Annotated in this window: 27 protein-coding genes; 14 read left to right on the top strand and 13 right to left on the bottom strand. The window is 63.7% G+C overall.

Going from position 1 to position 25,671, the window contains the following annotated elements:
- Positions 1–53: 53 nt before the first annotated feature.
- The 3 genes from LB536_RS11230 to LB536_RS11220 all read right to left on the bottom strand — a co-directional run bounded on the left by LB536_RS11230 (position 54) and on the right by LB536_RS11220 (position 3,891).
- Positions 54–1,181, bottom strand: a complete 1,128-nt coding sequence (locus tag LB536_RS11230) for a sugar ABC transporter substrate-binding protein (protein WP_140759084.1) — start codon at positions 1,179–1,181, stop codon at positions 54–56.
- 290 nt (positions 1,182–1,471) lie between these two features.
- Entirely contained in the window at positions 1,472–2,500 is a 1,029-nt protein-coding gene (locus LB536_RS11225) for a LacI family DNA-binding transcriptional regulator (protein WP_140759086.1), read from the bottom strand.
- 161 nt (positions 2,501–2,661) lie between these two features.
- Positions 2,662–3,891, bottom strand: coding sequence for an MFS transporter (locus LB536_RS11220; protein WP_224591946.1), 1,230 nt, complete (start codon positions 3,889–3,891; stop codon positions 2,662–2,664).
- 226 nt (positions 3,892–4,117) lie between these two features.
- On the opposite strand from LB536_RS11220, the gene LB536_RS11215 reads away from it, so the two are divergent.
- Positions 4,118–4,354 carry a DUF3175 domain-containing protein gene (locus LB536_RS11215; RefSeq protein ID WP_263489014.1) on the top strand — a complete coding sequence of 79 codons (237 nt, stop codon included), beginning with the start codon at positions 4,118–4,120 and terminating at the stop codon, positions 4,352–4,354.
- A gap of 91 nt (positions 4,355–4,445) precedes the next feature.
- On the opposite strand, the gene LB536_RS11210 is transcribed toward LB536_RS11215, so the two are convergent.
- The 3 genes from LB536_RS11210 to LB536_RS11200 form a co-directional block, all read right to left on the bottom strand.
- Complete coding sequence (locus LB536_RS11210) at positions 4,446–4,889, bottom strand: SRPBCC family protein (RefSeq protein ID WP_027141553.1); 444 nt, start codon at positions 4,887–4,889, stop codon at positions 4,446–4,448.
- A gap of 161 nt (positions 4,890–5,050) precedes the next feature.
- On the bottom strand, positions 5,051–5,827 hold the full coding sequence (locus LB536_RS11205) for a FadR/GntR family transcriptional regulator (RefSeq protein WP_140759094.1): 777 nt from the start codon (positions 5,825–5,827) through the stop codon (positions 5,051–5,053).
- A gap of 101 nt (positions 5,828–5,928) precedes the next feature.
- A complete protein-coding gene (locus tag LB536_RS11200; RefSeq protein WP_140811991.1) occupies positions 5,929–6,825 on the bottom strand; it encodes an NAD-dependent epimerase/dehydratase family protein in 897 nt (298 codons plus the stop codon).
- Positions 6,826–6,943: 118 nt separating this feature from the next.
- Between LB536_RS11200 and LB536_RS11195 the strand changes: the two genes are divergently transcribed.
- Positions 6,944–7,882 carry an NAD(P)-dependent oxidoreductase gene (locus tag LB536_RS11195; RefSeq protein ID WP_224591940.1) on the top strand — a complete coding sequence of 313 codons (939 nt, stop codon included), beginning with the start codon at positions 6,944–6,946 and terminating at the stop codon, positions 7,880–7,882.
- 22 nt (positions 7,883–7,904) lie between these two features.
- Here LB536_RS11195 and LB536_RS11190 read toward each other — a convergent pair whose 3' ends face one another.
- Positions 7,905–8,687 (bottom strand): FadR/GntR family transcriptional regulator, encoded by a 783-nt coding sequence (locus LB536_RS11190; RefSeq protein ID WP_140811993.1) that lies wholly within the window; start codon positions 8,685–8,687, stop codon positions 7,905–7,907.
- Positions 8,688–8,872: 185 nt separating this feature from the next.
- Complete coding sequence (locus LB536_RS11185) at positions 8,873–9,862, bottom strand: sugar-binding protein (protein WP_224591937.1); 990 nt, start codon at positions 9,860–9,862, stop codon at positions 8,873–8,875.
- Between the two features lie 64 nt (positions 9,863–9,926).
- Here LB536_RS11185 and LB536_RS11180 point away from each other — a divergent pair, with 64 nt between their 5' ends.
- The 12 genes from LB536_RS11180 (at position 9,927) to LB536_RS11125 (ending at position 20,377) form a co-directional block, all read left to right on the top strand.
- Positions 9,927–10,190, top strand: a complete 264-nt coding sequence (locus tag LB536_RS11180) for a hypothetical protein (RefSeq protein ID WP_140759104.1) — start codon at positions 9,927–9,929, stop codon at positions 10,188–10,190.
- A 120-nt stretch (positions 10,191–10,310) separates the two neighbouring features.
- Positions 10,311–11,054 carry an ATP-binding cassette domain-containing protein gene (locus LB536_RS11175; RefSeq protein WP_140759106.1) on the top strand — a complete coding sequence of 248 codons (744 nt, stop codon included), beginning with the start codon at positions 10,311–10,313 and terminating at the stop codon, positions 11,052–11,054.
- A 52-nt stretch (positions 11,055–11,106) separates the two neighbouring features.
- A complete protein-coding gene (locus LB536_RS11170; RefSeq protein ID WP_224591934.1) occupies positions 11,107–12,105 on the top strand; it encodes an ABC transporter permease in 999 nt (332 codons plus the stop codon).
- Between the two features lie 177 nt (positions 12,106–12,282).
- Entirely contained in the window at positions 12,283–13,110 is an 828-nt protein-coding gene (locus LB536_RS11165) for a helix-turn-helix domain-containing protein (protein WP_224591932.1), read from the top strand.
- 115 nt (positions 13,111–13,225) lie between these two features.
- Positions 13,226–13,669: an SRPBCC family protein gene (locus LB536_RS11160; protein WP_224591929.1), complete on the top strand. Its 444-nt coding sequence runs from the start codon at positions 13,226–13,228 to the stop codon at positions 13,667–13,669.
- A gap of 11 nt (positions 13,670–13,680) precedes the next feature.
- Complete coding sequence (locus LB536_RS11155; RefSeq protein ID WP_224591926.1) at positions 13,681–14,469, top strand: FAD binding domain-containing protein; 789 nt, start codon at positions 13,681–13,683, stop codon at positions 14,467–14,469.
- Between the two features lie 54 nt (positions 14,470–14,523).
- Positions 14,524–15,006, top strand: a complete 483-nt coding sequence (locus LB536_RS11150; RefSeq protein WP_140811998.1) for a (2Fe-2S)-binding protein — start codon at positions 14,524–14,526, stop codon at positions 15,004–15,006.
- A gap of 11 nt (positions 15,007–15,017) precedes the next feature.
- Positions 15,018–16,385, top strand: coding sequence for a xanthine dehydrogenase family protein molybdopterin-binding subunit (locus LB536_RS31075; RefSeq protein ID WP_263489002.1), 1,368 nt, complete (start codon positions 15,018–15,020; stop codon positions 16,383–16,385).
- 1 nt (position 16,386) lies between these two features.
- Complete coding sequence (locus LB536_RS31070) at positions 16,387–17,388, top strand: xanthine dehydrogenase family protein molybdopterin-binding subunit (RefSeq protein ID WP_263489001.1); 1,002 nt, start codon at positions 16,387–16,389, stop codon at positions 17,386–17,388.
- 9 nt (positions 17,389–17,397) lie between these two features.
- Positions 17,398–18,279, top strand: a complete 882-nt coding sequence (locus LB536_RS11135) for an AAA family ATPase (protein ID WP_224591924.1) — start codon at positions 17,398–17,400, stop codon at positions 18,277–18,279.
- Positions 18,280–18,371: 92 nt separating this feature from the next.
- Entirely contained in the window at positions 18,372–19,490 is a 1,119-nt protein-coding gene (locus tag LB536_RS11130) for a vWA domain-containing protein (protein WP_224591921.1), read from the top strand.
- Positions 19,490–20,377 carry an amidohydrolase family protein gene (locus tag LB536_RS11125; RefSeq protein WP_224591918.1) on the top strand — a complete coding sequence of 296 codons (888 nt, stop codon included), beginning with the start codon at positions 19,490–19,492 and terminating at the stop codon, positions 20,375–20,377. The genes LB536_RS11130 and LB536_RS11125 overlap by 1 nt, the downstream gene beginning before the upstream one ends.
- Positions 20,378–20,424: 47 nt before the next feature.
- On the opposite strand, the gene LB536_RS11120 is transcribed toward LB536_RS11125, so the two are convergent.
- The 5 genes from LB536_RS11120 to LB536_RS11100 are packed head-to-tail and all read right to left on the bottom strand — an operon-like array spanning position 20,425 to position 25,450.
- Positions 20,425–21,690, bottom strand: a complete 1,266-nt coding sequence (locus LB536_RS11120) for an ABC transporter substrate-binding protein (RefSeq protein ID WP_224591915.1) — start codon at positions 21,688–21,690, stop codon at positions 20,425–20,427.
- Positions 21,691–21,716: 26 nt separating this feature from the next.
- The gene (locus LB536_RS11115; RefSeq protein ID WP_140759125.1) at positions 21,717–22,547 is read right to left on the bottom strand and encodes a carbohydrate ABC transporter permease; all 831 of its coding nucleotides are present in this window, start codon (positions 22,545–22,547) and stop codon (positions 21,717–21,719) included.
- Positions 22,544–23,467 carry a carbohydrate ABC transporter permease gene (locus tag LB536_RS11110; RefSeq protein WP_224591912.1) on the bottom strand — a complete coding sequence of 308 codons (924 nt, stop codon included), beginning with the start codon at positions 23,465–23,467 and terminating at the stop codon, positions 22,544–22,546. Before LB536_RS11110 ends, LB536_RS11115 begins: the two co-directional genes overlap by 4 nt.
- Positions 23,460–24,617, bottom strand: a complete 1,158-nt coding sequence (locus LB536_RS11105) for an ABC transporter ATP-binding protein (protein ID WP_224591909.1) — start codon at positions 24,615–24,617, stop codon at positions 23,460–23,462. Before LB536_RS11105 ends, LB536_RS11110 begins: the two co-directional genes overlap by 8 nt.
- Entirely contained in the window at positions 24,614–25,450 is an 837-nt protein-coding gene (locus LB536_RS11100) for a metallophosphoesterase family protein (protein WP_224591905.1), read from the bottom strand. The genes LB536_RS11105 and LB536_RS11100 overlap by 4 nt, the downstream gene beginning before the upstream one ends.
- Between the last annotated feature and the right edge of the window lie 221 nt (positions 25,451–25,671).

The following is a 25,671-nucleotide window of genomic DNA, read 5'->3' as shown; positions in this document are numbered from 1 at the left end:
ATTTCGGGGCTGGCGCCGCGGGTTAACCCGTGGCGCCAGCGATAGCAGTGAGCCTACTGGTTTTCCTTGGTCTGGCCCATGATTTCCTGGGCACTGAAATTGATGCCGCAGGTCGGGAAGGAGTTGCCGACGAAGAAATTGTCGGACTGGTCGGGGAAGAAATCCTGGCCTGCCTTGAAGTTCGGATCCTCCACGATGGCCAGCGGCAGCTTCACCGATTGCGGCACGACATTGCCTTCGAGGGCCGCGATTGCCGTCTTGATTGCCACGGCCACCTGGGCGGGGCCGGTGCCGGCGGAAGAGCACTTCAAGCCGTCGCCGGCATGTGCGGCGCAGAACTTGCGAAAACCGTTCTCCGTCTCGCCGCCGAACGGAACGAATGGATGCTTGGCATCCATCATCGCCTGCACGATGCCGGTGTCGCCGCCCTGCCCGGTGATGCCGTCGAAGGGTCCGTTGGTGGCAATCGCGTCCGCCGTAGCTTTCTGGGCAACGCCGTCGTCCCATTTGCCGACCACCTCGGTGACTTCCCATTTCTTGCCCGAGCCGTCGAGCACCTCGTGGATGCCGGCATGACGGTCCGTGTCGACGGAAGTGCCGGCGACGCCGCGCACTTCGAGCACCTTTCCGCCGTTCGGAACATGTGAGACCAACCACTTGCCCCACAATGCGCCAAGGCCCTTCTGGTCGACATTGACGTTGATGGCATCCTTGGTGTCGAGAATGTTGTCGAACGCGACCAGCACGACCCCGGCCTCCCTGGCGCGCTTGATGACTGGCCCGAAGGCGGTCGGGTTCTGCGCGTTGACGACGATGGCGTCAAAGCCGGAATCGATGAAATTGTTGATCGCGGAGATCTGCGCCGGGACGTCCTCACCGGTCGAGACAACCTTGAATTCCTTCAACTTCTTGGCGACATCCGGCTGTGCGGCATAGGCCTTGGCGGTCTGCACCATCTGGATACGCCAGGTGTTGGCGATATAGCCGTTGGCGAGCGCAATGCGATATGGGCCGGCCTTCTTGGGGAACTTGAAGAATTGCGTATCGGCTGCCCATGGGGCGAAGCAGCCCGGCTCGGCTGCCGGCCCCTTGACGATTTCTGGGCCTGCGGCCATCGCCGCTGAGCTCAACATGACGAATGCAGTGGCGGCAACGATGCCACCAACGAGTGACTTGATCATCGATATTCCTCCCAGTTGCAGTTCTGACTTGTTTGTTTAGCTGCGGTACAATGACGTTCGCCCAAGCACCTCCTACCCTGGCTCGCCATGCATGTCAGGTGGCCAGCGCCGGCCTGATCCCTCCTTTGTTGCTTCCTTAAGCAGCGCCGAAAGTATCATATTATCAATAATAAACAAGGAAAATGCTGTCGCTTATGTATAATAAACAGCGGTTCGACTTCGCGCTGGCCCGAATGGTAGCGCTACCAAGAATGTCTGTAAAGGCTGATTTCAGCAGGTTCTAAAATGTTTCAACGTGCCGTGCTCTCGCGCTGCTTCAGCTCGAAACCGAGGTCTACGACCCGCTGCTCTGGCCTGTTGCCGCCAATTGCCGCCAGCGCCATGGCCACCGCGCGCCTGCCGATTTCGTAGCGATGGGTGCGGACACTGGTGATCGAGGGAAAAGCCACCTGCATCATGTCGAGATCGTTGAAGCCGACAATGCCGATGGTCTTCGGCACGTCGATCGAAGCGCGATGGCATTCGAACAGCACACCGAGCGCGATGTCGTCGTTGTTGCAGAACACGCCGTCGAGCGTCGGCATCTTGGCAAGGGCATCGCGGAACAGTTCGCGGCCAAGCGACACGCTGGAAAGCACCGGCGTGGTGGTAATCAGGCGCGGGTCTAGCAGCCCGGCCTTCTCCATCGCCACCCGGTATCCAGCAAGGCGCCGCTGCGAGCGCGGGTCCATGCGCGCACCGATGAAACCGATCCGGCGATACCCCGCCTCGATCAGGTGCTCGGTCGCCGTCCTGCCGCCGTCGAGATGCGAAAAGCCGACCATCATGTCCACGGGATCGGGCCCGGTCTCCATCACCTGGACCACCGGGCAACCGGCATTCTCCAACAGTTTTCGCGAGGTGGGCGTCTGGTCGATGCCGGCGACGATCAGCGCTGCCGGCCGCTGGGAGCCAAACAGCTGCAGCAGACGCTCCTCCTCCAGCCCGGAATAATGCGTGTTGCCGAGCTGGATGCGGAACGGGCTGTCCGACAGGCTGTCATAAATGCCGCGCACCACCTCCGCGAAGACATTGTTGGTCAGCGAGGGCACCAGCACACCGAACACCTCGGCGCGCGCCGAGGCCAATGCGCGTGCGTTGGGATCCGGCACATAGCCAAGCTCTTCGACGGCGGCCATGATCTGGCGGCGCAACTCCTTGGAAACGCGTTCCGGCTCGCGCAGCGCGCGGGAAACGGTGATGGCGCCGACGCCGGCCTTGTGTGCCACATCCGATAGGGTTGGGCGGCCACCGCCCCGGCGCGAGCGCGGCTTGATCAAGGCCTTGGCCCATGCGCATGGCCATCGAACCGCGCGCCCAATGCGATCTTTCCAGCTGTCGCCATCTCACCGGCCTGTTGCCGCACCCATCCGCCTTGGCGTCGCGCAGTGACTGCCTGTTGTCAAGCCGAGCCACCGAATGGCTGTGCCAGACCTTCGCCTTAGGCGGCCGCGACAGCTCTGTGCCTCGCCTTCCACATGAACAACCCGATCGCCAGTATGTTCAACAGATTCCAGGCGATGCCGTTCAGGAACGCGGCGGCGTAGGAGCCGGTCAGGTCGTAGATCCAGCCCGACATCCAGCCGCCGATCGCCATGCCGAAAATCGTCGCCATCATCACGATGCCGATGCGCTGGCCGGCCTCCTTGGCGGGCAGATATTCGCGCACGATGATCGCATAGCAAGGCACGATACCGCCCTGCGACAGGCCGAAGACCAGCGACACGACATAGAGCGAGGCGAGCCCGTCGAACGGGATATAGAACAGCAATGACAGGCATTGCAGCACGGAGCCGATAAGCAAGGTTTTGACGCCGCCGATGCGGTCGGCGACAAAGCCGGACGCAAGCCGGCTGACGACCCCCGCCGCCATCATGATGGACAGCATGTCGGCGCCATGCGCCATGCCGTAGCCAAGATCCATGCAGTAGGCGACGATGTGCACTTGCGGCATCGACATCGCCACGCAGCAGCCCAGTCCCGCGACGACCAGCAGGACCTGCATTGCCGCCGGCGACATTGGAATCGGCTGCACCGGCCGGCTTCCGGGCGAGCCGGCGGCCGTCGCTTCCGGAGCGCCGCGACGCAGCAACAGCACAAGCGGCACCATGGTGACGAGGCAGAAGACGCCGATGCCCGCATAGGTGAAGCGCCAGCCTTCTGCCTTGATCAGCGTCGGCATGATCGTGGGCCAGATCGCTCCGGCAAGGTAGTTGCCGGCCGCCGCCGCCGTGACGGCGACGCCGCGGCGGCGATTGAACCAGTGCGAGATATCGGCGATCAGCGGCCCGAAGATCACCGATGTGCCGACACCGATCAGCACCCCCTGGGCAAGGGTGAATTGCAGGATCGATGTCGACAGCGCGGCGAGCACGAGACCGGCGGAGAGCGCGATCGAGGAGAACAGCGCCGGGATCCAATAGCCCATGCGGTCGATGGCGCGGCCGACCAGCACATTGCCGGCGGCGAAGCCCACCATGGTCGCGGTGTAGGGCATGGATGCCGCGGCGCGGTCGACGCCGAACTCGGCCTGTACCGCCGGCAGCACCACGACAACGGCCCACATGCCGACCGCACCGATCGTCGCCAGCAGCATCGAGATGGCAAGGCGCATCCAGGCGTAGGAACTGTCGATGCCGGGACTGGGCCGGCTCAAGTCGGTTCGCGTCAAAGGCGTTTCCTGTCGGCGGTCTCAACCGCTGCTGTTTTGACCACTATCGACGCATTCTCGGCGCACAGCAGCGCCACAGCGGGCAAATCCGTGGCTCCAGGCCGATACGAATGCGGGAACCGACGCCGATATCTGGAGTTTCCGATCAGCAACACCGCAAAGGAGTCCAGCCGTGACCGCCACCAAGCAGAAATGGTCGGCCGAGGTGACCGAGCACAGCAATGCGATGGATCTCGAGGAGCACGTCTTCGAATCCGACGACGCCAAGAAGATCGCCGCCTCGCTCAAGCGTTCGGCCGAACACAGCCACCGTCGCAAGGCCGAACCCTTCCAGTCCGCCATGTCGATGCTGAATTTCTACATCAACAGGGCCGGAAAAAACCTGCCCGCGGCGCGCAAGAAGATCCTCGAAGACGCCAAGGACGAACTGCGCACCGCATTCGGGCGTCCAAAGGAGGATTAGCCACCCTCGCCCGCCAATGGCTCCTCAAGCTGCTTCTTCAGCCCTTCAAAACGAGGTGAGGAACGTGCCGGTTGTCCAGCCGGCCGGCGTCCTATTGTTTGATCTCGGGTTCGACGAGCTTGGCCAGGTTCCGTAGCGATTCCTGCCAGCCGAGATAGCAGGCCTCCGCGGGAATGACGTCCGGGATGCCAGCCTGAGTGATGTTCACTTCGGTGCCCACGGACACTTTCTTCAACGTCACCGTCACCTCGATCTCGCCGGGCAGGTTGGGATCGTCGAACCTGTCGGTGTAGCGCAGGAGTTCGCCCGCAACGAGCTCGACATACTCACCGCCGAACGAGTGGCTGTCGCCGGTGGTAAAATTGCGGAACGACATCTTGAACGTGCCGCCGACCTTGCCCTCGAAGTGATGAACCGTGCAGGTGAAGCCGTTCGGCGGAAGCCATTTGGCAAGCGCGTCGGCCTCGAGGAACGCGCGGTAGACCTTCTCCGGGCTGGTGGTCAGAACGCGGTGCAGACGTACGGTGCTGGGCATGTCAAATTCTCCTTGCTGGTTTCCCGTTCGACACCCCAAGGACGGGTGCCACACAGCCGATCCGACACTAGCTCTCGAATTTTTTGGCGGTGCCGGCCTGAATTGCTTCGACGGCCTGCAAGACGGAAACACCCGCGTGCCGAATGGCTTATCGGTGAATCCTACCGCGAACGGATGACGTTGTCGGTATTGGCCAGCAGCTTGCGCACGGCATTGCGCGCCGCATCGGGCCGTTGCAGGCGGATATTCTTTTCGATTGCCTCATGCATCTTCTGGGCGAGCTGCAAATCGTCGAGTTCCCGGGTCGTGTAGGTGAACAAATGATCGAAGGCGGATTCGATCAGCACGCCGAGCGGGACCAGTAGGTCGTTGCCGGAGGCACGCAGGATGGCGAGGTGGAAGCGGGTGTCGGCGCGGGTCCGTTCCTGCAGACTTTTCGCCTCGCCCATCTCGCGGCAGGCTTGGCTGATCTCGGCCATCTGCTCGTCGGTCCGCCGCATGGCGGCGAAGGCCGTCGCTTCCGGCTCGATGATGTGGCGAAATTCCTGCACCGTCCTCAGGAACACCTCGCGGTCGGGCGACGTCGCGTACCAGGCAAGCACATCGCGGTCGAGCAGGTTCCAACGTTCCTTCGGTTCGACCCAGCTGCCGATCTTGGGGCGCGATGCCAACAGGCTCTTGGCCATCAGCATCTTGATCGCCTCGCGCACCGCCGACCGGCTGACGCTGAAGGTCTCCGACCATTTGGCTTCATTGGGCAGGATGGTGCCGGGCGGATAGTCGCCGCGCACGATCCGCAGACCAATCTCGCTCGCCAGCGACGTATGCACGCTGGAGCCGGGAATGCGCGCCGCGTCGGGCCGGCGAACACCGACCGGGCGCTCGACAGCTACAGCCTTTTTGGGCGATTTTTCCTTGTTCGGTCTCGCGTCCCGCATGGGCTCCAAAAAGGCCGGTTTACGGAAGCTGTCAAGCGCGGTGCGGGCGTTGGGCCGCAAAGCCGGCTTCTATGCACAACCCAGCCGCGATTCGACCACGCTCAGGCGGTCTTGACGTATTTGCGCCAGCTATGCTCGGGCCGGAAGCCGAGCATGTCGCGCGCCTTGCGGTTCGACAGCAGCGTCTCGTATTCGCCGAGTTCGCCCTTGACCGGCACGCCGGGATAAAACCGCTTCAGGAGTTCGGCCGTCGGCAGATCGGACGAGGTGTCGTCATTGGCGGCGTTGAACGCCTGGTAGCCCAGCCCATCTTTCTCAATGGCGCGCTGCGTGATCTGGCCAAGGTCGCGCGCGTCGATGTAGCTCCAGGCGATCCGTTTGCGAAAGCCCGGATCGGCGAACCATTTCGGAAACAGCGAATACTCGTGCGGCTCGATGACATTGCCGATGCGCAAGGCATAGATGTCCGTGCCATTACGCTGCGCGAAAGCGCGCGCCGTCTTCTCGTTGACGATCTTGGACAGCGCATAGCTGTCCATCGGATCGACGTCATACTCCTCGTCGAGCGGGAAATGCGTGGGGTCGCGCGGCTCGTTGGCGAACACCAGGCCGTAGGTCGTCTCGCTGGAAGCGATGATCACCTTGCGGATGCCGAGCTTCACCGCGGCCTCGATGACATTGTAGGTGCCCATCGCGTTGATGCGGAACACCTCGTTGTCGGGCGTGATCATGATGCGTGGAATGGCGGCGAAATGCACCACGGCGTCGACCGGCTGCGGCCGCAGCGACGGATCGAATTCGTGCAGCCCCATATAGCTCGACAGCGCGTTGAACACCTGGCCGCTGTCGGTGATGTCGGTGATCAGCGTGCGCACCTTGGGATTGTCGAGCGGCCTGGTGTCGATGTTGAGCACCTGGCAACCCTGCTCCACCAGATATTGCACGACGTGGCGCCCAGCCTTGCCGCTGCCGCCGGTGAACATGATCCGCTTCGTCATTCTGGTCTCCACGAAAGTCCTAGGATTGACGTGTATTGTCAGACAATATTGCTTTCTGCAACCGTATATGGCTAAAACGGCGGCGACATTATCGATAATCACAGACAGGACAGACAGCATGAACACGACCGCCAGCAGCGAGAAGATCGGCTTTGTCGGCCTTGGCCTGATGGGTCACGGCATCGCCAAGAACATCGTCGACAAGGGGTATTCCCTGACATTTCTCGGCCGCAAGAACCGCAAACCGGCGGAGGATCTTCTCGGCCGAGGCGCTCATGAGGCGTCGACCTCCCGCGACGTGGCGGCGGCATCCGATATCATCTTCATTTGCGTCACCGGCTCGCGCGAGGTCGAGGCCATCATTCGCGGCCCCGGCGGGCTCAAGGAGGGTTTGAAGAACGGTTCGGTCGTCGTCGACTGCTCGACCTCCGATCCGGTCTCGACGGTGTCGCTCGCGGCAGAACTCAACGCGCTTGGCGTCGATTATGTCGACGCGCCGCTCAGCCGCACCCCGAAGGAAGCCTGGGAAGGCACGCTCGACGCCATGGTCGGCGCGCCCGACGCCGTCTTCGCCAGGGTCAAGCCGGTGATCGACACCTGGGCCGGCCGCATCGTCCATATCGGCGACACCGGCGATGGCCACCGCATGAAGCTGCTCAACAATTTCATCTCGCTGGGTTATGCCGCGATCTATTCCGAGGCATTGGCACTGGCGGAGAAGGTCGGCATCTCGCCGCCGCGTTTCGACAGCGTCATCCGCAATGGCCGCATGGATTGCGGCTTCTACCAGACATTCATGCGCTGGACGCTGGAAGGTGATCGCGACGCCCACAAATTCACCATCGCCAACGCCTTCAAGGACCTGACCTATCTGGAATCGATGGCGGGTGCGGCCGGCATCGCCAACCCGCTCGGCAACGCCACCAAGAACTCCTTCGCCGGCGCCCACGCAACCGGTCCGGCCGAGCAGTTCGTGCCGATGCTGGCCACGCACATCGCCAAAGTGAATGGTGTCGACCTGATGCCGATGAAGGACGGCAAGAAGCAGACGATCTGAGACCCGAACCGCCGGCGGGCCCTTACCGCCGGCCCCTTCCGATCCCCTCATCGGTGTCGGCGAGCAGCTTGTGCACGGCGCTACGCGCCGCGGCTGGCCGCTGCAGGCGGATGCTCTTTTCGATCGCCTCGTGCAGTTTCTGTGCCCGCCGCTGATCGCCGACCTGGCGCGTGGTGAAGACGAAGAGATGGTCGAGCGCCGATTCGATCAGCACGCCGAGCGGCACCAGAAGGTCGTTGCCCGAGGCCCGCAGGATGGCCAGGTGAAAGCGCGTGTCGGCACGGATGCGCTCGGGCAGGTTGGCCGCCTCGCCCATCTCGCGGCAAGCCAGGCTGATCTCGGCCATCTGCTCGTCGCTGCGCCGCATGGCGGCGAAGGCGGATGCCTCCGGTTCGATGATGTGGCGGAACTCCTGAACCGTGCGCAGAAACGCCTCGCGATCCGGAGCGGTCGCGTACCAAGCCAGCACGTCGCGGTCGAGCAGGTTCCATCGCTCCTTGGGCTCGACCCAGCTGCCGATCTTGGGGCGCGACGCCAAAAGGCTCTTGGCCATCAGCATCTTGATCGCCTCGCGCACCGCCGAACGGCTGACATTGAAGGTTTCGGCCCATTTGGCTTCGTTGGGCAGGATGCTGCCAGGCGGATAGTCGCCGCGCACGATCCTGAGGCCAATCTCGCTGGCGAGCGAGGCATGGACGCTGGACCCGGCAAAGTGCGCCGCTTCCGCCCTACGCACGGCTGCTGGGTCGCGACTGGCTTGCGCCTTGGCCCGGCCGGCTTTTCTTTTTGCCTTCTCGTCCGGCATCCACGTTCCAATAGGTCGGCCGCCCGTCACCCGCATTGATCTAAACCCGCGCGGCGCACCGATCCGTTGCCGAAAATCCAAACCACGGACGCGTCAAAGCCGGAGCCCGTTGCCCCAACCAAGGCGTCCCGTTGAAGAATTGGAGGAAACGGGGCGCTCGTTGGCGAGCGCCCCGAAATCGCGGCCTACTTCTGGATGCAGGTGTCGACCGTGTCCTTGGTGCATTCGTCGAGACCGGTGAACACCGGATCGTCGACTTTCTTGCCTTCGATCAGGTCGATCATCACCGATGGCGCCTTGTAGCCCATTTCGAAGGGCCGCTGGCCGACCAGCGCGGTGACAAGGCCATCCCTGGCGATCGCCACCTCGTCGCCGATCGTGTCGGCGGCGCCGATGACGAAGTCGTTCTTGGCCAGCCGGTCCTTCAGAGGTCCGACCAGATCGCGATAGGGCTGCGGCGCGCCGAACAGCGGCCAGCCGCCCATGATGCCGAACGCATCGAGCTTGGGGTTGGCGGCGAGGATGTCGGTCATCGCCTGAACGCCCTTGGCGCCGTCGTCATTGGTGAACACCGGGCAGCCGGCGACTTCTGTCCAGCCGCCTTCGCCGGCAAGTGCCTTGAGGCCTTCCTTGCCAGTCAGCGCGTCGCGCATGCCTTGCGCGCGACGCAGGATGTTGTCCGCCGCGGGATTGCCCTCGATGGTGCAGATCGTGCCACCATTCGGCTTGGCCTTCTTGATGTACTCGCCGATCTTCTTGCCCATCAGATAGTTGTCGGTGCCGAGATAGGTCTTGCGCAGTGCCGCGTCTTCCTTGGCGAGGTCGGCGTCGACGGTCATGATCGGGATCGTCGGATTGGCGCTCTTGATCGTCTGCGCGATCAGCGGTGCGTTGGACGGCGAGATCGCCATCGCCACCGTGTCGGCCTTGCTCAGCATATCCTGCACGATCTGCGCCTCGCCGGCCTCGTCGGAAGTCGACGCCGGGCCGGTGTAGAAGCATTCATATTTCGAGCTGGCGTTTTCCTTGTTCCATTTTTCGCAGCCCTGGTGAATGGCTTCGAAGAATGGATTGTCGAGACCTTTCACCACGATGACGAGTTGCTTCTTGGCCAAAGCCGGCCCGGCGCCCAACGCCATGGCGGCGACGGCGGCGAGCAATACTGTTTTCCTCATGTCAGTCCTCCCTTGGAAACAGACGGACACGGCGTGCCCGCCACACAAACCAGCCAGATGCGAGATGACTGAGACGCGTGCGCTCATTCAATCCGGCCAGGCCGATAAGCATTTTCAGATGCGACCAGCCCGGCAACGACACTGGCAAGATCGCCAAAACCTTTGTGCCGGTGGCGTCGCCGATGGCGTCGTCAAAGCCGGCACGTCTTCCTCCGACGCTCAACTAATATCGGCTTGCCGCCAACGTCAATGCTATTTGTCCTACAAAACGGATTTTTCAAAAACAGCACGGCACTATTCGTCTGACAATTGCCTGTTCGACAATTGACGCCCGCGACGCCATTCGCGTAAATGACGGCATCGCTGTCCTCGGGAGGAGCTGGGGAAAGCCAATGGAAGCCGTCGCCTGTCCGCGGGCGGATGGGCCAGGCATGGGAGGCAAAGACTGGTGGCGGTTCTCGAACTCACCAACATCTCGAAGCATTTCGGCGCCATCCAGGCTGTCAACGACGTGTCGCTGTCGATCGAACCAGGCCAGGTCGTCGGCCTGATGGGCGACAATGGCGCCGGCAAGTCGACGCTGGTCAAGATGATAGCCGGCAATTTCCGGCCGAGCCATGGCACGATGCGGATGGACGACAAGGAACTGATCCTGCACAAGCCGGTCGAGGCGCGCCAGCACGGCATCGAGATCGTCCACCAGGACCTGGCGCTCTGCAACAATCTGACGGCGGCGGCCAATGTCTATCTCGGCCGCGAACTGCGCCGCGGTGTCGGCCCGTTCCGCATCCTCGACTATGCCTCGATGTACAAGCGCGCCGGCCAGATCTTCGCCGAGTTGAAATCCGAGACCCGCCCGCGCGACCTCGTCAAGCAGATGTCGGGCGGCCAGCGTCAGGCGGTGGCGATCGCCCGTACCATGCTGTCGCAGGCCAAGATCGTGCTGATGGACGAGCCGACGGCGGCAATCTCGGTCCGGCAGGTCGCCGAAGTGTTGAACCTCATCCGTCATCTGCGCGACCAGGGCATCGCCGTTGTACTGATCAGCCACCGCATGCCCGACGTCTTCGACGTCGCCGACCGCGTCATCGTCATGCGGCGCGGCAGGAAGGTCGCCGACAAGGCGATCGCGTTGAGTTCGCCCGAGGAGGTTACCGGGCTGATCACCGGCGCTATCGAGCAGGTGGCATGAGAATGGCGAACCCGGATTTCACCGCGCGTGGGCAGCGCAGGAAAGGTCTATAATGGCAGTCACCCTTGACCAGACGATCGCGCAGAAGCAGCACAGCTTCCTGTCGCGCCTGTTCTCCAGCCAGACTTTCTGGGTGGTGATCGCCGTCATCCTAGCCTGTATTTTCCTGTCCTTCGCCACCGACGCCTTCGCCACCTCGAAGAACCTCTACAACATCACCCGCAACATCACCTTCGTCGCCATCGTCGCGCTCGGCATGACCTTCGTCATCATCACCGGCGGCATCGACCTGTCGGTCGGCTCGGTGCTGTGCCTGTGCTCGATGGTGCTCGCCGTCACCATGCATGCCGGCTTTTCGATCGAGATCGGCATTCTGGCCTCGATCGCCACCGCGCTCGTCATCGGCGCCTTCAACGGCGTTTTTATCGCCTATCTGGGCTTTCCGCCCTTCGTGGTCACGCTCGGCATGCTGTCGATCGCCCGCAGCCTTGCCATGGTCGCCTCCAACAACACCGTCGTCTTCCAGTTCGGGCCGGACCACGACAAGCTTCTGGCGCTCGGCGGCGGCGCCTGGCTGTTCGGCATCGCCAATCCGGTGCTCTACATGATCATCCTGGCGCTGATCACCGGCTTCATCCTGCGCTGGACCAAATTCGGCCGGCATATCTTCGCCATTGGCGGTAACGAGCACGCCGCGACGCTGACCGGCGTCCCGGTGCGCCAGATCAAGGTCGCCGTCTACATGATCTCGGCGCTGTCGGCCGGCATTGCCGGCATCATCGAGACCGGCTGGCTCGGCGCCGTCACCACCAATCTCGGCAACGGCATGGAACTGCAGGTGATAGCCGCCACCGTCATCGGCGGCGCGAACCTCGCCGGCGGCGTCGGCACCGCCTTCGGCGCCATCGTCGGTGCTGCCCTCATCGAGGTGATCCGCAACAGCCTCGGCCTGCTTGGCATCAACGCCTTCTGGCAAGGCACCTTCATCGGCGGCGCCATCCTGCTGGCGGTTCTGTTCGACCGCATCCGCAATTTCAGGCGCAGCGACTGAGAGCGCGTCGTCGGAGCGTTGTTCGTTCCGGCTCTCCTATCCCTCAGTCTGAAAATCGGCTGAAGCCGACCTGCATTGGTAGCGGCCAACAGCCGCTACCTTGACGGATACCGAAAACCGGCCGCACAATCCCCCTGCGAGCGAAGGGAGGCCAGTCGCTTGCGGGAGGATATACCCATGACGGAAGCGATCAGGCTCTACTGGGGCCGGTTCGGACATGTTTCTGTCCTGAATGTCGCGAGCGACTTCGTCACCCATGCCCATGTCGAGGCACATCTGATCATCTGGCTCGAAGGCACCGCCGGCGAGATGACCATCGGCCGCGAGACGGTCCGCCTCGGCCAGGGCACTGCCGCCGGCATCAACTCGCTGCAGCCGCACAGCCACGTCCTGTCCCAGGACGGCAGGCCGGGCCTGTTCCTCGCCTTCTACATCGACCCGGACTGGGCGCGCCGGCGCCGCGACCTGCCGTCCAGCGCCCCGCTGTTCTCACAGGCGGCGATCGCGCTCGAGCCATGGCTGCACCAGGCCGCCGCCAGCCTGCTCGACCATCTCACCGACAATGAAAGCGTCGACGATATCGCCAATTACGAGATCGAGCGCTTCATCGACTCGGTGCTCGACGCCGCCGACGCCTCGGCGCCGCGGGAGGCGCGCGGCCGCATAAACACGATGCAGGATTTCCGCGTCCGCAAGGCGATCCAGCTGATGAAAGCCAATGTCTGCGAGCGCATCTCGTTCGACGATGTCGCCCGCGCCGTTGGCCTGTCCAGGCCGCATTTCTTCGCTCTGTTCAAGGAACAGACCAGTCTGACGCCCAACGTCTACTGGAACACGCTGCGCATGGAGGAAGCGGTGCGGCAGTTGCAATGGTCGCGGGAGCCGCTCATCTCGGTCGCCTGCAACCTCGGCTTCACCACGCAGGGTAATTTCTCGCGCTTCTTCCGCGATCATGTCGGCGTGCCGCCGACGCTCTACCGCGAGGCCGCGCGGGCGACGGCCTGACCGGGCGGCCGTCTGTTTTTCAGACTGGTTGATACGCGCCCGAGACGCATTGATAAGCGCCGCCCAATCAAGCGCCTTACCCTTGCCGCAACGATCATTCGGAAGGGAACATTTCATGGCGAAAGTCACCATCTCCAGCGTCATCGACGCGCCGGTCGAAAAGGTCTGGGCACGCATACGCGACTTCAACGGCCTGCCGGGCTGGCACCCGCGCATGGTCGAGAGCCATATCGAGGACGGCAAGCATGCAAACACGATCGGCTGCGTGCGCAACTTCCAGTTGGCCAGCGGCGCCCGCCTGCGCGAACAACTGGTCGACTTTTCGGATGACGATTTCCTGGTCAGCTATTCCATCCTCGAAACGCCGCAGCCGCTCACCAACCACAAGGCGACGCTGCAACTCAGGCGCGTCACCGACGGCGACCGCACCTATGCCGAGTGGACCGCCAGCTTCGACGCGGCCCCCGAGGAAGCGGACAAGCTGGCCGAGGGCATGGGAACCAATGTTTTTCAAGGCGGCTTCAATGCGTTGAAGAGCCATTTCGCCAGTCAGAACTGAAGGAGCGGGCCATGGCGCTGGCGCTGCAGACTTTTGCAACGGTAAAGGACGCGAATGCCGCGCTGAAGTTGGCCGGCACGCGCTATCTCGGCGGGGGTACACTCGTCGTCCGCGCGGCCAATGAAGGCGACGTCTCGGTCTCCGGCCTTGTCAGGTCGACCGACCCGGCCCTGTCGGCCATCAAGGTCCGCGGCGGCAAGATCCGCATCGGCGCCTCGGTGACCATGGCGGAGATCGCCCGCCATCCCGAACTCGGTGCCCTTGCCAAGGCCGCCCGCGCCGTCGGCGGCCCGGCGATCCGCAATATGGCGACCGTCGGCGGCAATCTGTTCGCGCCGGCGCCCTATGGCGATTTCGCCGTCGCCCTGCTGGCACTCGATGCAACGGTCGGCACCGATGACGGAGAAACACCCATCGAGACCTTCCTGGCCGGGCGTGACGATGGCCGCGCCATCGTCACGTCGGTCAGTTTCACGAAGGCCGGCAGCTTCCGCTTCCTCAAAGTGTCGCGGGTCAAGCCCAAGGGGGTCTCGGTGCTGAGCATCGCGATCGTTCTGGAACAGGCTGGAGGCGGGACCGTGTCGTCGGCGCGGATCGCGCTCGGCTGCATGGCCGATCGGCCGATGCGTGCCAAGGCAGCGGAAAAAGCGCTACTCGGCAGGACGCTCGACCCGGATGGCATCGCACCGGCGCTGGCAGCGGCGGGCGACGGCACTTCGCCCATCACCGATCCAATCGCCAGCGCCTGGTATCGCGCTGAAGTCCTGCCGGTCCACCTCGGCAGGCTGCTGCTCAGCTAATCACACGTGGGGGGCGCGCGCTTGCCCTGCGGGGCAGGCGCGCAAGGAGGAAGAATGGCAAAGGTCCCGGTTCAATTCACGCTCAATGGGTCTGAAAAGGCCGAATTCATCGACAGCGGCACGACGCTGCTCAACGCCTTGCGCGACAAGATCGGCGACACCTCGCCGAAGGGCGGCTGCCACCAGGGCACCTGCGGCGCCTGCTCCGTCATCATCGACGGCGAGTTGAGGCTCTCCTGCCTGACGCTGGCCGAGACCTGCAACGGTGCAATGATCACCACCACATCGGGCCTTGCCGAAGGCGGCGTGCTGCATCCGCTGCAACGAGCTTTCCTCGACACATTCGCCACGCAATGCGGCTTCTGCACGCCGGGCATGATCATGGCCGCCAAGGTGCTGCTCGACCACACCCCCAATCCCAGCCGCGAGGACGTCGTCGAGGCGCTGTCCGGGAACATCTGCCGTTGCACCGGCTACGAGCCGATCATCCAGGCGGTGCTCGCCGCCGGCCGCGCCAATTCGCAGAACGCGGCCTGAGGGACCAAGGAATGGAACTGCGCAAGAACTACTTCGCCGACGTCCGCAAGGACGGTCTGCATGAGATCGGCCAGCCCCGGCCACGTTCGGATTCGCCCGGCCACGTCACTGGCAAGACCGCCTTTTTCGCCGACCGTAATTTCCCCGGCATGCTGCACCTGAAGATGGTGCGCAGCCCGCACCACCATGCCCGCATCCGCTCGATCGACACCTCGGAGGCGGAGAAGCATCCGGGTGTCGTCAAGGTGCTGGCGGCCAAGGATGTGCCGCACAATGTCTACACCATTCTGATCCTGATCCAGATCGGGCCGGAGGACGAGACGGTGCTGGCCGACGGCAAGGTGCGCTGGAGGGGCGAGGCCGTCGTGGCGGTGCTGGCCGAAACCGAGCGCGCCGCCCAGGAAGCCGCCGCCAAGGTCAAGGTCGACTATGAGGTGCTGCCGGCCGTCTTCGACATGGAGGAGGCGCTGAGGCCCGGCGCGCCCATCGTCAACGAATATCACGGCCAGAACTATTACCTCTATGACAGCGGCGCGTGCCGCAAGGTGCGCTTCGGCGATGTCGAGGCGGGCTTTGCTCAGGCCGATCACGTGCTGGAACAGAGCTATCAGTCCTCGCCCATCGAACATGCGCCGACCGAGACCACCGGCTGCGTGGTGGCGCCCGAAGGCAATGACCGCTTCACCTGCTACACCAACACGCAGGCGATGTTCTTCACCCTCGACAACACATCGATCATCCTGCAGATGCCGGGCAGCAAGCTGCATTTCGTCGGCGGCACGGTCGGCGGCGGTTTCGGCGGCAAGGTCGATGTCATCGTCGAGCCGATCGCCATCCTCGGCGCAAAATTAACCGGGCGACCAGTCTGTTTTGTCTACAGTCGCGAGGAGGAGATGCAGATCTCCTCGCCCCGCGCGGCCGAAAAAGTCGTCATCAAGGACGGCATCATGAAGGACGGCCGCATCGTTGCCCGGAAAGTCACCGGCTACACCGATGCCGGCGCCTACTCGCGCCATTCGCCCTATGGCGCGCAGAAGGGCGCCGGGCATTATCCCGGCCCCTACACCATCCCCAATGTCTGGATCGATACCTACTGCGTCTACACCAACCGCACGCCGTCGTCGGCCATGCGCGGCTTCGGCGTCACCATCGGCGACTTCGCGCTGGAGGTACAGATGGACAAGCTGGCGCGGCTGATCGGCATGGACCCGCTCGAATTCCGTTTCATCAACGCCTATCGCGACGGCGACATGAAGGCGCATCGCCAGCCGACGGAGGGTGCGGCACTCATCGAATGCATGCAGGAAGCCTCGCGCGCCGCAAACTGGCCGGTGGCTGAGAAATACATGGCGATGTCCTCCTACAAGAACGGAGCTTGAGATGGCGATCAGGCGCGGACGCGGCGTCGCCGCGATCAACTATCCCACCGGCATGAACCTCGGCGGCGACCCGACACAGGCGTTGGTGCATTCGACACCGACCGGCAATTTCATGGTCACGCTGTCGTCGGTCGATCTCGGCCAGGGCATGAAGCAGATCATGGCGCAGATCTGCGCCGAAACGATCGGCGTGCCGACCGACCGTGTCGTCGTCGACACCGCCGACACCGACACCGGCCCGCACTGCATGGGCACCTTCGCCTCGCGCGGCACCCACCGCGCCGGCAATGCCGTGATCCAGGCCGCCAAGGAAGCGCGCCAGGTGATGCTGGAAGTGGCGGCCGAGGAACTGGAGGTGAATGCCTCGGATCTCGAAACGGACGGCCAAGGCAACATACTGGTCAAGGGCGCGCCGCAGAAGTCGATTTCGATCTTCGATGTCGCACTGTCGGCGCATTTCAAGCGCGGCCGTTCGATCTCCGGCCGCGGCATGTTTTTGATTCCACGCTCCTATCCGGAGAAAGAGACCGGCGCGATGAAGCCCTCGACCTGCTACGCGCATGCCTGCACGGTGGCCGAGGTGGAGGTCGACGACGAGACCGGCGAAGTGACGGTGCTCACCCTGAAGAACGTCTTCGAGATCGGCCGCGCGCTGAACCCGAAAATGGTCGAGCAGCAGCTGGTCGGCGGCTCCTGGATGGGCATCAGCCACGCGCTCTACGAAACGACCGAGCCCTATTATCCCAACCGCGACCATGGCGGCACCGACTTCAACCAATATCTGATGCCTGGCCCCGGCGACCTCGCCGAGACCGAAATCATCGTGCTGGAGCGTCCCTCGGCCGACGGACCGTATGGCGCCAAGGGGCCGGGCGAGATGTGCGCCAACCCGCAAATACCAGCGGTCGCCAATGCCGTCTTCGACGCCGTCGGCGTGCGCATCGACACGCTGCCGATCACGCCCGAGCGCATTCTGCGTGCGCTGAAGGCGCAAGCGAACTGAGTGCCAGAAATGCCCGAGGTGAACACCGAGACTGTCGCGACCTCGCCGGAGGCGGTGGCGCTGCATCTCGCCGCCTCGCGCTATCTGGCCGACGACAGCCTCGCCACCGCCATCTTTCTTGCCATCCGGCTCGGCAAGCCGCTGCTGCTCGAAGGCGCGCCAGGCGTCGGCAAGACGGAAGCGGCCAAGGCGATCGCCGAGTTGCTCGGCCGCGATCTGGTGCGGCTGCAGTGCTACGAAGGCATCGACGCCGCGCATGCGCTCTACGAGTGGAACTATCAGCGCCAACTGCTCGCCATCCGCCATGCCGGCGAGCACGAGATCGACATCTATGACGACCGCTTTCTCATCGCCCGGCCGCTGCTGCAGGTATTGAAGGCGCCGCAGCAGCGCGTGTTGCTGGTCGACGAGATCGACCGCTCGGACCATGAATTCGAAGCGCTGCTGCTGGAGTTCCTCTCCGACTTCCAGATCAGCATTCCCGAGCGCGGCACCATCCGCGCCGAGGCACAGCCGATCGTCATCCTGACCTCCAACCGCACCCGCGAACTTGCCGAGGCGCTGCGCCGCCGCTGCGTCTATCACTGGATCGGCTACCCCGACGCCGAACGCGAGGCAGCCATCATCATGTTGCGCGCCGGCGATGTAGCTGAAGGCACCGCACGCGCGGTGGCGGCGGCCGTGCAGACCATCCGCGCCCGCCCGCTGGCCAAGCCTCCTGGCATCGCCGAGGCGGTCGAATGGGCAAACGCGGCGACCATTCTTGAAAAAGGCGGCAGCCCGTGGCCGGAAGCCTTCCGCCGCGCCATCGGCGTGCTGATCAAGGACGAGGAAGACCTCTCCTACATCGCGCCGGAGCTTGGCCGCATCGTCGAGGAGGCGCTGGCGTGAGCCGCGACCTTGACAATCCCTTCTCCCCGTTCACGGGGAGAAGGTGCCCCGAAGGGGCGGATGAGGGGCAGCGCGAACGGCGGCGGAAAAGCTTGCCCCGTTCCGCCGCACCCTTCCTCGGCTTCGGCCGGCTGCTGCGCCGCTACGGTTTCGCCATCGCCCCCGAACAAGTCTCCAGCTTCATGCAGGCGGTAACCTTGCTTGGCCCCCGCTCGATGGCCGATATCCGTGAAGCAGCCCTTGCCACACTGGCACCGCCGCCCGACCGACGCGACGAATTCGAGGTGCATTTCCAGAGCCATTTTTTCGGCAACACGTCAGCCGTGGTCGAAGGCGACGCCGACGAAGAGACCCGTATCAAGGATGATGGCGGCGCCGACGACGAGCGTATCGAGGCCGAGCAGCGGCAGGAAGGCGGTGAGCTATCTTCGGCGCTGGAGCAGTTGAGCCGCCGCGACTTCCAGCGCGACAACGACAGACTGACCGTCTTTCGCCGCCAACTGTCGAGCGCCCTGCCCGCGCGCCGCTCCTTCCGCACGGTGCGCACCCATTCGCGTGGCAAGCTCGACCTGCGCCGCTCGCTCAGGGAAATCGTCAGCGCCGATGGCGACGTCCCCTCGCCCTTGTTGCGCCGCCGCCAGACCGTGCCGCGCAAGCTGCTGATCCTCATCGACGTTTCAGGCTCGATGAAGCTGCACACGGCTGACTACCTCAAGCTCGCGCATGCCGCCGTGCAGGGCGCGGACCGCGCCGAGATCTTCACCTTCGGCACGCGGCTGACCCGCATCACCACGGCGTTGCGCATCCGCGACCGCGAGCAGGCGCTGGCGCGCGCGGCCGCCCAGGTCGACGACTGGGACGGCGGAACCCGCATGGGTCCGACGCTGCTCGCCTTCCTTTCAGTGCCGCGTTTCTCCGCCTTCGCGCGCGGGGCAGCGATCGTTATCCTCTCGGACGCGCTGGAGCGCGGCGACCATGCCGAACTGGAGACCGCGATGCGCCGGCTAAGCGCCCGCGCCTTTCGGCTGTCATTGGCAACACCTTTGGCCGGCGACCCGCGTTTCCAGCCGGCAACGGCGGCACTCCGCGCCATCCTGCCAGTGCTCGACGATCTGGTCGATGGTTCGTCGGTGAACAGCCTCACCGATTTCATCCTGTCGCTCGCCCGCCCTGCCCCGGCGGCTGCGACAATCTGGAAAAGGGTATCCTGATGCAGAAAGCCATCGACGCGCATTTCCACATCTGGCGCCAGCAGGACCAGCCCTGGCTGGTCGGGCCGATGGTCCCGCGCATCTTTGGCCCCTACGAGCCAATCCGCCGCGACTATCCGATCACGGAATTCCTCGAAGACCAGAAAGGCGCCGGCGTCGAGAAGGCGGTCTACGTCCAGACCAACTGGGCCAAGGAGGATTTCGAGAAGGAAGTCGGCTTCCTGCAGAAAACGGCCGACGAGACCGGCTGGCCGCACGCCATCGTCGGCTACACCGACATGACGGTGGACGATGTCAGGCCCCAGATCGACCGCTTGAAAAAATATCCGCTGCTGCGCGGTGTGCGCATGCAACTGCATTGGCACGAGACGCCGGCCTTCCGCTTCGCCGCCTCAGCCGATCAGGTGATCGACCCGAAGGTGCGGGCCAATGTGGCGCGGCTGAAGGATTATGGCCTGTCCTTCGATTTGCAGCTCTTTCCTGCCCAGATGAAGGACGGGCTGACGCTGGTCGGCGAGAACCCCGAAACCAATTTCATTCTCACCCATGCCGGCATGCTGACCGGCACGGACGCGGAAACCACGGAAGCCTGGAAAGCTGGCCTGCGCACGCTGTCGGCGGCGCCGAACTTCTACGCCAAGCTGTCCGGCCTCGGCACTTTCATCCACCGCAACGACCCGGCGCTGATCGCCTATATCGTCGACAACGCGATCGAAATATTGGGCGCGGACCATCTGATGTTCGGCTCAAACTTCCCGATCGAGAAGTTGTGGACCAGCCACGCCGAACTGATCACGGCGCACCGGGATGCGGTGGCGAAGCACGGTCCAGCTGCCGAGGCGGATATCTTCTGGAATACGGCGGAGAAGATCTATCGACCAGCTTGACCGCCCGGCGTCGCCGCGCCATTGGCGCGCCGAGGCTCTGGCAGGCCTTATTGCGTCGGCAGCATGCCTTCGACGTCGCTTGCCGCATCAGTGAGCGCTTCCTTCGGGGTCGCCGACTGGTCGACGATCCGCGACAGGTTGTCGACGATGGTCTGCGTCACCTTCACACCGTTGGTGCCCGGGAAGGCATACCACGGAACCATCAGCGGCATCTGGCTGAGTCCGGCCCGGAACAGCGGGTTCTTCTTGTAGAAATCGCCGAGATATTCCGGCGATTTCGCCGCGAGTTCATTGTTGGGGACATAGCCCGTGCCGGGCACGACGACCGACGCGCCATAAGGGCCGGCGGCGAATTTCGCGAATTTCCAGGCAGCGTCCTGCTTGGCGGCATCCTTGGTCAGGATGACCACGGCGTTGCCGCCGGTCGGCAGATGGCCGTTGGCCGGATCGATCAGCGGGATCTTGGCCGTGCGCAGCGTGAACTTGTCGCCGACATTCTTGATGGTGTTGACCAGCCCGCCGGTGGACTGGAATTCGAAGCCGACCTTGCCGGCCGCGAAAGCCTGCTCGCCAGCCGGCTTGGTGAAGACCGGCATGCCGCCCTCCTTCACCATCCGCTGCAGGATTTCCACCGCCTTCTCGCCTTCCGGCCCGTTGAAGGCGACCTTGCTTTCGTCCTCGTTCAGCATCTTGCCGCCGGCGCCGAACAGCAGCGCCGAGAACATCCAGTCGTCGCCTTGCCAGCGGAAGTCGATGCCGTCGACGCCATTGCCGAGCGCCTTGATCTTGCCGCCGAGCGCGATCACCTCGTCCCAGGTCTTGGGCGGATTGTCCGGATCGCCGCCGGCGGCTTTCATGAGGTCGGCATTGTAATACATGATCGGGTTCGAGGTGGCGAAGGCGAGGCCGACCTGCTTACCGTTGACCTGCGCCAGCTTCAGGATCGCGTCGGAAAAGCCGAGTTCCGCCATGTTGCCTTCCTTCTTGACCAACGGGCCAAGATCGACGGCAACGTCGCGTTCGTTGAGCATGCGGAGGCGATTGAGGCCGATGAAGGTGATGTCGGGCATCTCGTCGGTGCCGGCCTGGCGAAGGATGGTCTGAATACCTTCCTCATAGGTGGCGGACGGGCTGGCGAACTGGATCTTGATGTCGGGATTTTCTTCCATGAACTTCTTCGAGATCGTGTCCATCACGTTCTTGAAGAAGCCGGGCATCGGATAATGAACCGTCAGCGTCGTGTCGGCATAGGCCGGAAGGGCGAACGCCAGCGAGACCGCCGCCGCTGCGAGAATCCTGGGAAGTTGCTTCATATGCTGGTGCTCCTGGTTCGACCCGGTCAGCCTTTGAGACCGGTCATGGTGATGCCTTCGACGAAGCGCTTCTGTGCGAACAGGAAGGCGACGACGAGTGGAAGGGTGATGATCAGAGTGGCGGCCATCAGCGCGCCGTAGTCGTCGCCTGCCTCGGCGGCACGGAAATACATCAGGCCGAGCGGTGGCGTGGCGTAGGCCTGCTTGCTGACGGCGATCAGCGGCCAGTAGAGATCGTTCCAGTGCGCGACAACCGAGAAGATCGCGAAGGCGGTGACTGCCGGCCACGCGTTGGGAACGATGACGCGCGCCACGATCCCAAGCTCGGACATGCCGTCGAGCCGCGCCGCGTGGATGAGGTCGTCGGGCATGGCGCGGAAGAACTGCAGGAACATGAAGATCGCGAACACCGAGATGGTGAACGGCGCGACCAGCGCGGTGTAGCTGTTGAGCAGCGACATCCTGTCGAAGGCGACATAGAGTGGCAGCGCCGTGGCATGGATCGGCACCAGCAGGCCGAGCATGACGAGCACCATCATCAGCCGGGCGGCGCGGAACTTCAGCTTGGCCATGGCGTAGGCGCAAGGAATGGCGACCAGCACCTGGAAGAAGAAGATGAGGGCGCACACAAGGACGCCGTTCCACAGCAACGTTGCCATCGGCACCTTGCTCAGCGCCTTGGCGAAATTCTCGGCGAAATAGAAATGCTCGGGGATGAGCGACAGCGACGAGGTGAAGATGTCGCTCTGCGTCTTGCCCGCCGTCGAGATCATGAAAATGTAGGGCGCGAGGATCATCAGCGCGCCGAGCGAAAGCAGGGCGAAGCGGATGATGCGGCCGGCCGGAATGCTGGTCATGTGTAATGCACCCGCCTGTCGAGCACGCGGTATTGGAGAAGCATCAGCACGACGAGGATAGCCAGGAAGACCACCGTCATCGCCGAGGCATAGCCGACGCGCAGATAGACGAAGCCTTCCTGGTAGATGGTGAACAGCAGCACTTCGGAGGCCTTGTTAGGCCCGCCGTCGGTCAGCATCTTCACAGTCTCGAAGACCTTCACCGCATTGGTGATGCTGATGGTGACGACGAACAGCGTCGTCGGCCCGAGCATCGGCCAGGTGACCAGGAAGAACCGGTCGAGCGCCGATTTCGCGCCGTCGACGTGAGCGGCGGCATAGAGCTCGCGCGGGATTGCCGTCAGGCCCGCCAGGAACAGCACCATGTTGAAACCGACCGACTGCCAGACGCCGATGATCGACAGGCTGAAGAGAACGGTATTCGAGGCGCCGAGCCAGTTCGGGCCGGGAATGCCGGCGAGCGCAAGCAGCGCGTTGAGCGGTCCGATCGTCGGATGGAAAAGATATTGCCAGACAGTCGCCATGGCGACGATCAACGACGCGACCGGCAAGAAGTAGACGGTGCGGAAGAAGCCGCGCGCGCGCGGTTCGCCTTCGATCAGCAAGGCAACGCCGAGGCCGAGCACGATCGAGACCGGCGCAACGATCGCCGTATAGACCGATGTGTTCCACAGCGATCTGCGGAAGGTGCGGTCGGTCAGGAGATGCGCGTAGTTCTCGAAGCCGACCAGGCGGAATTTACCATAGCCGAGCTCGAAGTCTGTGAAGCCGAGGAAGATGACGGCAACCACCGGCAGCAGCACGAACAGCAGCAACAGCACGATCGCCGGAGCCGCCAGCAGCCAGGCGGTGCGGTCCTCGCTGCGTCGGTGAAGTGCCGCGGCGCTCGGGACATTGCCCGCCAGCGCGATGCTAGACATAGGCCGGCTCCTGGCGTGCGGGCGCCGCACTCGCCGTGCGCAGCCGCTTTCCCTCCGGCCCGAAGACCATGGCCTGTTCGGGTGACAGAAGGACACCCACCGGCATTCCCGCAATCAGGTCCCTCGCCTCGTGCGGCACCAGCTTGGCGATGACCTTGTCGCCGGTCGCGTCGAGCCGGCAATAGGCAACGACCTCCGACCCGAGGAATTCCAGACGCTCGATCCGTCCGGCAGGGCCGCTTCGCCCGCTGGGAGACAGTTTGACGAATTCGGGCCGGATACCGAGGCTGACCGGGCCGTTCGCCACTTTCTCCAGCAAGGCCAGCCGGATGCCCTCGAAACTGATTCGACCGTTTTCGGCGAGCGCCGGTATGATGTTGATCCTCGGCTGGCCGACGAAACGGGCGACCTCGATATGGGCGGGATCGTTGTAGATCGCCTCGGGCGCGGCGAGTTGCAGCAGATTGCCGCCGATCATCACCGCGACGCGGTCGGCCATCGAAAGCGCTTCGGCCTGGTCATGCGTCACATAGAGCGTCGGAACGCCGGCGCGGCGGTGCAGTTCGACGATCTCGCCGCGGGCATGGACGCGCAGATTGGCATCGAGGTTGGAGAGCGGTTCGTCCATCAGGAAGATGCTGGGATGGCGCACCATGGCGCGCGCCAGGGCCACGCGCTGCCGCTGCCCGCCCGACATCTGACCAGGCTTGCGGTCGAGCAGATGGTCGATCTTGAGCACGGTCGCCATTTCGCGGACATCCCGCGAAATTCCGGCGCGGATCTCTTTCTGACCCGGCAGGGCCGAGCCGACCAGCGGCAGACGCTGCGTCCGGCTCAGCCGCTTCATGGCCAGCGGAACCGCGATGTTCTGGCCGGCGGTCAGATGCGGATAGAGCGCGTAGGACTGGAACACCATGGCGATGTTGCGATCGGCCGCGGCGACCGCCGACATGTCCTTGCCAGCGACGAAAATCTCGCCGCTGTCGGCATGATCAAGCCCGGCGAGGATGCGCAGCAAGGTGCTTTTGCCGCAGCCCGAGGGACCGACCAAAGCAATGAACTCGCCTGCATCCACATCGAGGCTGACGCCGTTCAGGACTGCATTGCCGCCAAAGGACTTGTTCAGATCGCGAAGCGAGAGCGCGCTCATGACGCGACCTTCCTGCGAACCTTGTGCGCCTCGTGCGGATAAACCTCCTCGACCACGTCGTCGAGGACATGGACGCTCATGCCGGGGATCGCGACGATCTCGCTGATGACTGTGTCGCCGAATTCATGCACGATCGCGCCGAGCAGCCGCTCGCCCGGCATGTCGCGCTCCATGTCGCCGACGACGAAGGCCGCCGACGGACCCCATACCAGAGCGGTGTTTTCGTATTTGCCTTGCCATGCCCGGTGCAGGTGGCCGCTCGCAAACAGCGCCACATCATGGGCAGCGATCAAATCGTAGAGACGCTGCCGCTGTGCCGGGCGGATACTCCAGTAACCGGTATCGCCCTCCCCAGGTTCATCGATGAACAGCGGCTTGTGCGCGAACAGCGCGGCGCGCCGGCCGCCACGGCTTTCCAGCTCGGCACGCAGCCATTCGAACTGGGCCTCTTCCTCAGCATCATTGAACCCCATCAGCAGGCTGTCGAGACCGATAAATCGCCAGTTTCCGGCGTCCTCCGTCCAATAATCAGGGCCAACCAACCGGCGCCAGCGCTCGAGCCGCCCCGCATTGACTGGCTGCAGCGAGCCGGGCAGATGGCCGACATCGTGATTGCCGGGCACCAGCAGCATCGGGACCGAGATTTCCCGCATCAGCTCCATGCAGAAGCTAATATCGGCGTCCTTGTCGGCGCCGTCGACACTGAGGTCGCCGGTGTGGATGACGAGGTCGGCGCCGCTTTGCGCGATCCAGGCGGCGAGCGGCTCCCAATTGCCGTTGAAATGCGGCTTGGTCGGACTGAAATGGGTATCGGTGATCTGGACGATTTTCATGCCGGCTCCACTGCGAGAGCCGGCTGCCGGAGAACCACCGGCGCGACTTCGCGTGGGGTCTCCTTAGTGCCGTTACATGTCACTTCCTTAACAGGCTGGGGACAAATTTTCCTCCCACGCCGATTGGCCGGCTGGCTCCTAGACCTAGGGCGTAGTGACGATTTAACTACCTGAGCCAGATAGCGATAGCGGCAAGTTTGACAAAGCCCATGAAGTTGGCG

This window comes from Mesorhizobium sp. ES1-3, assembly GCF_020164795.1.
Taxonomy (GTDB): Bacteria; Pseudomonadota; Alphaproteobacteria; order Rhizobiales; family Rhizobiaceae; genus Mesorhizobium.
Note: the sequence above shows the minus strand (reverse complement) of the source record. Positions and strands in the feature narration are given on the sequence as shown.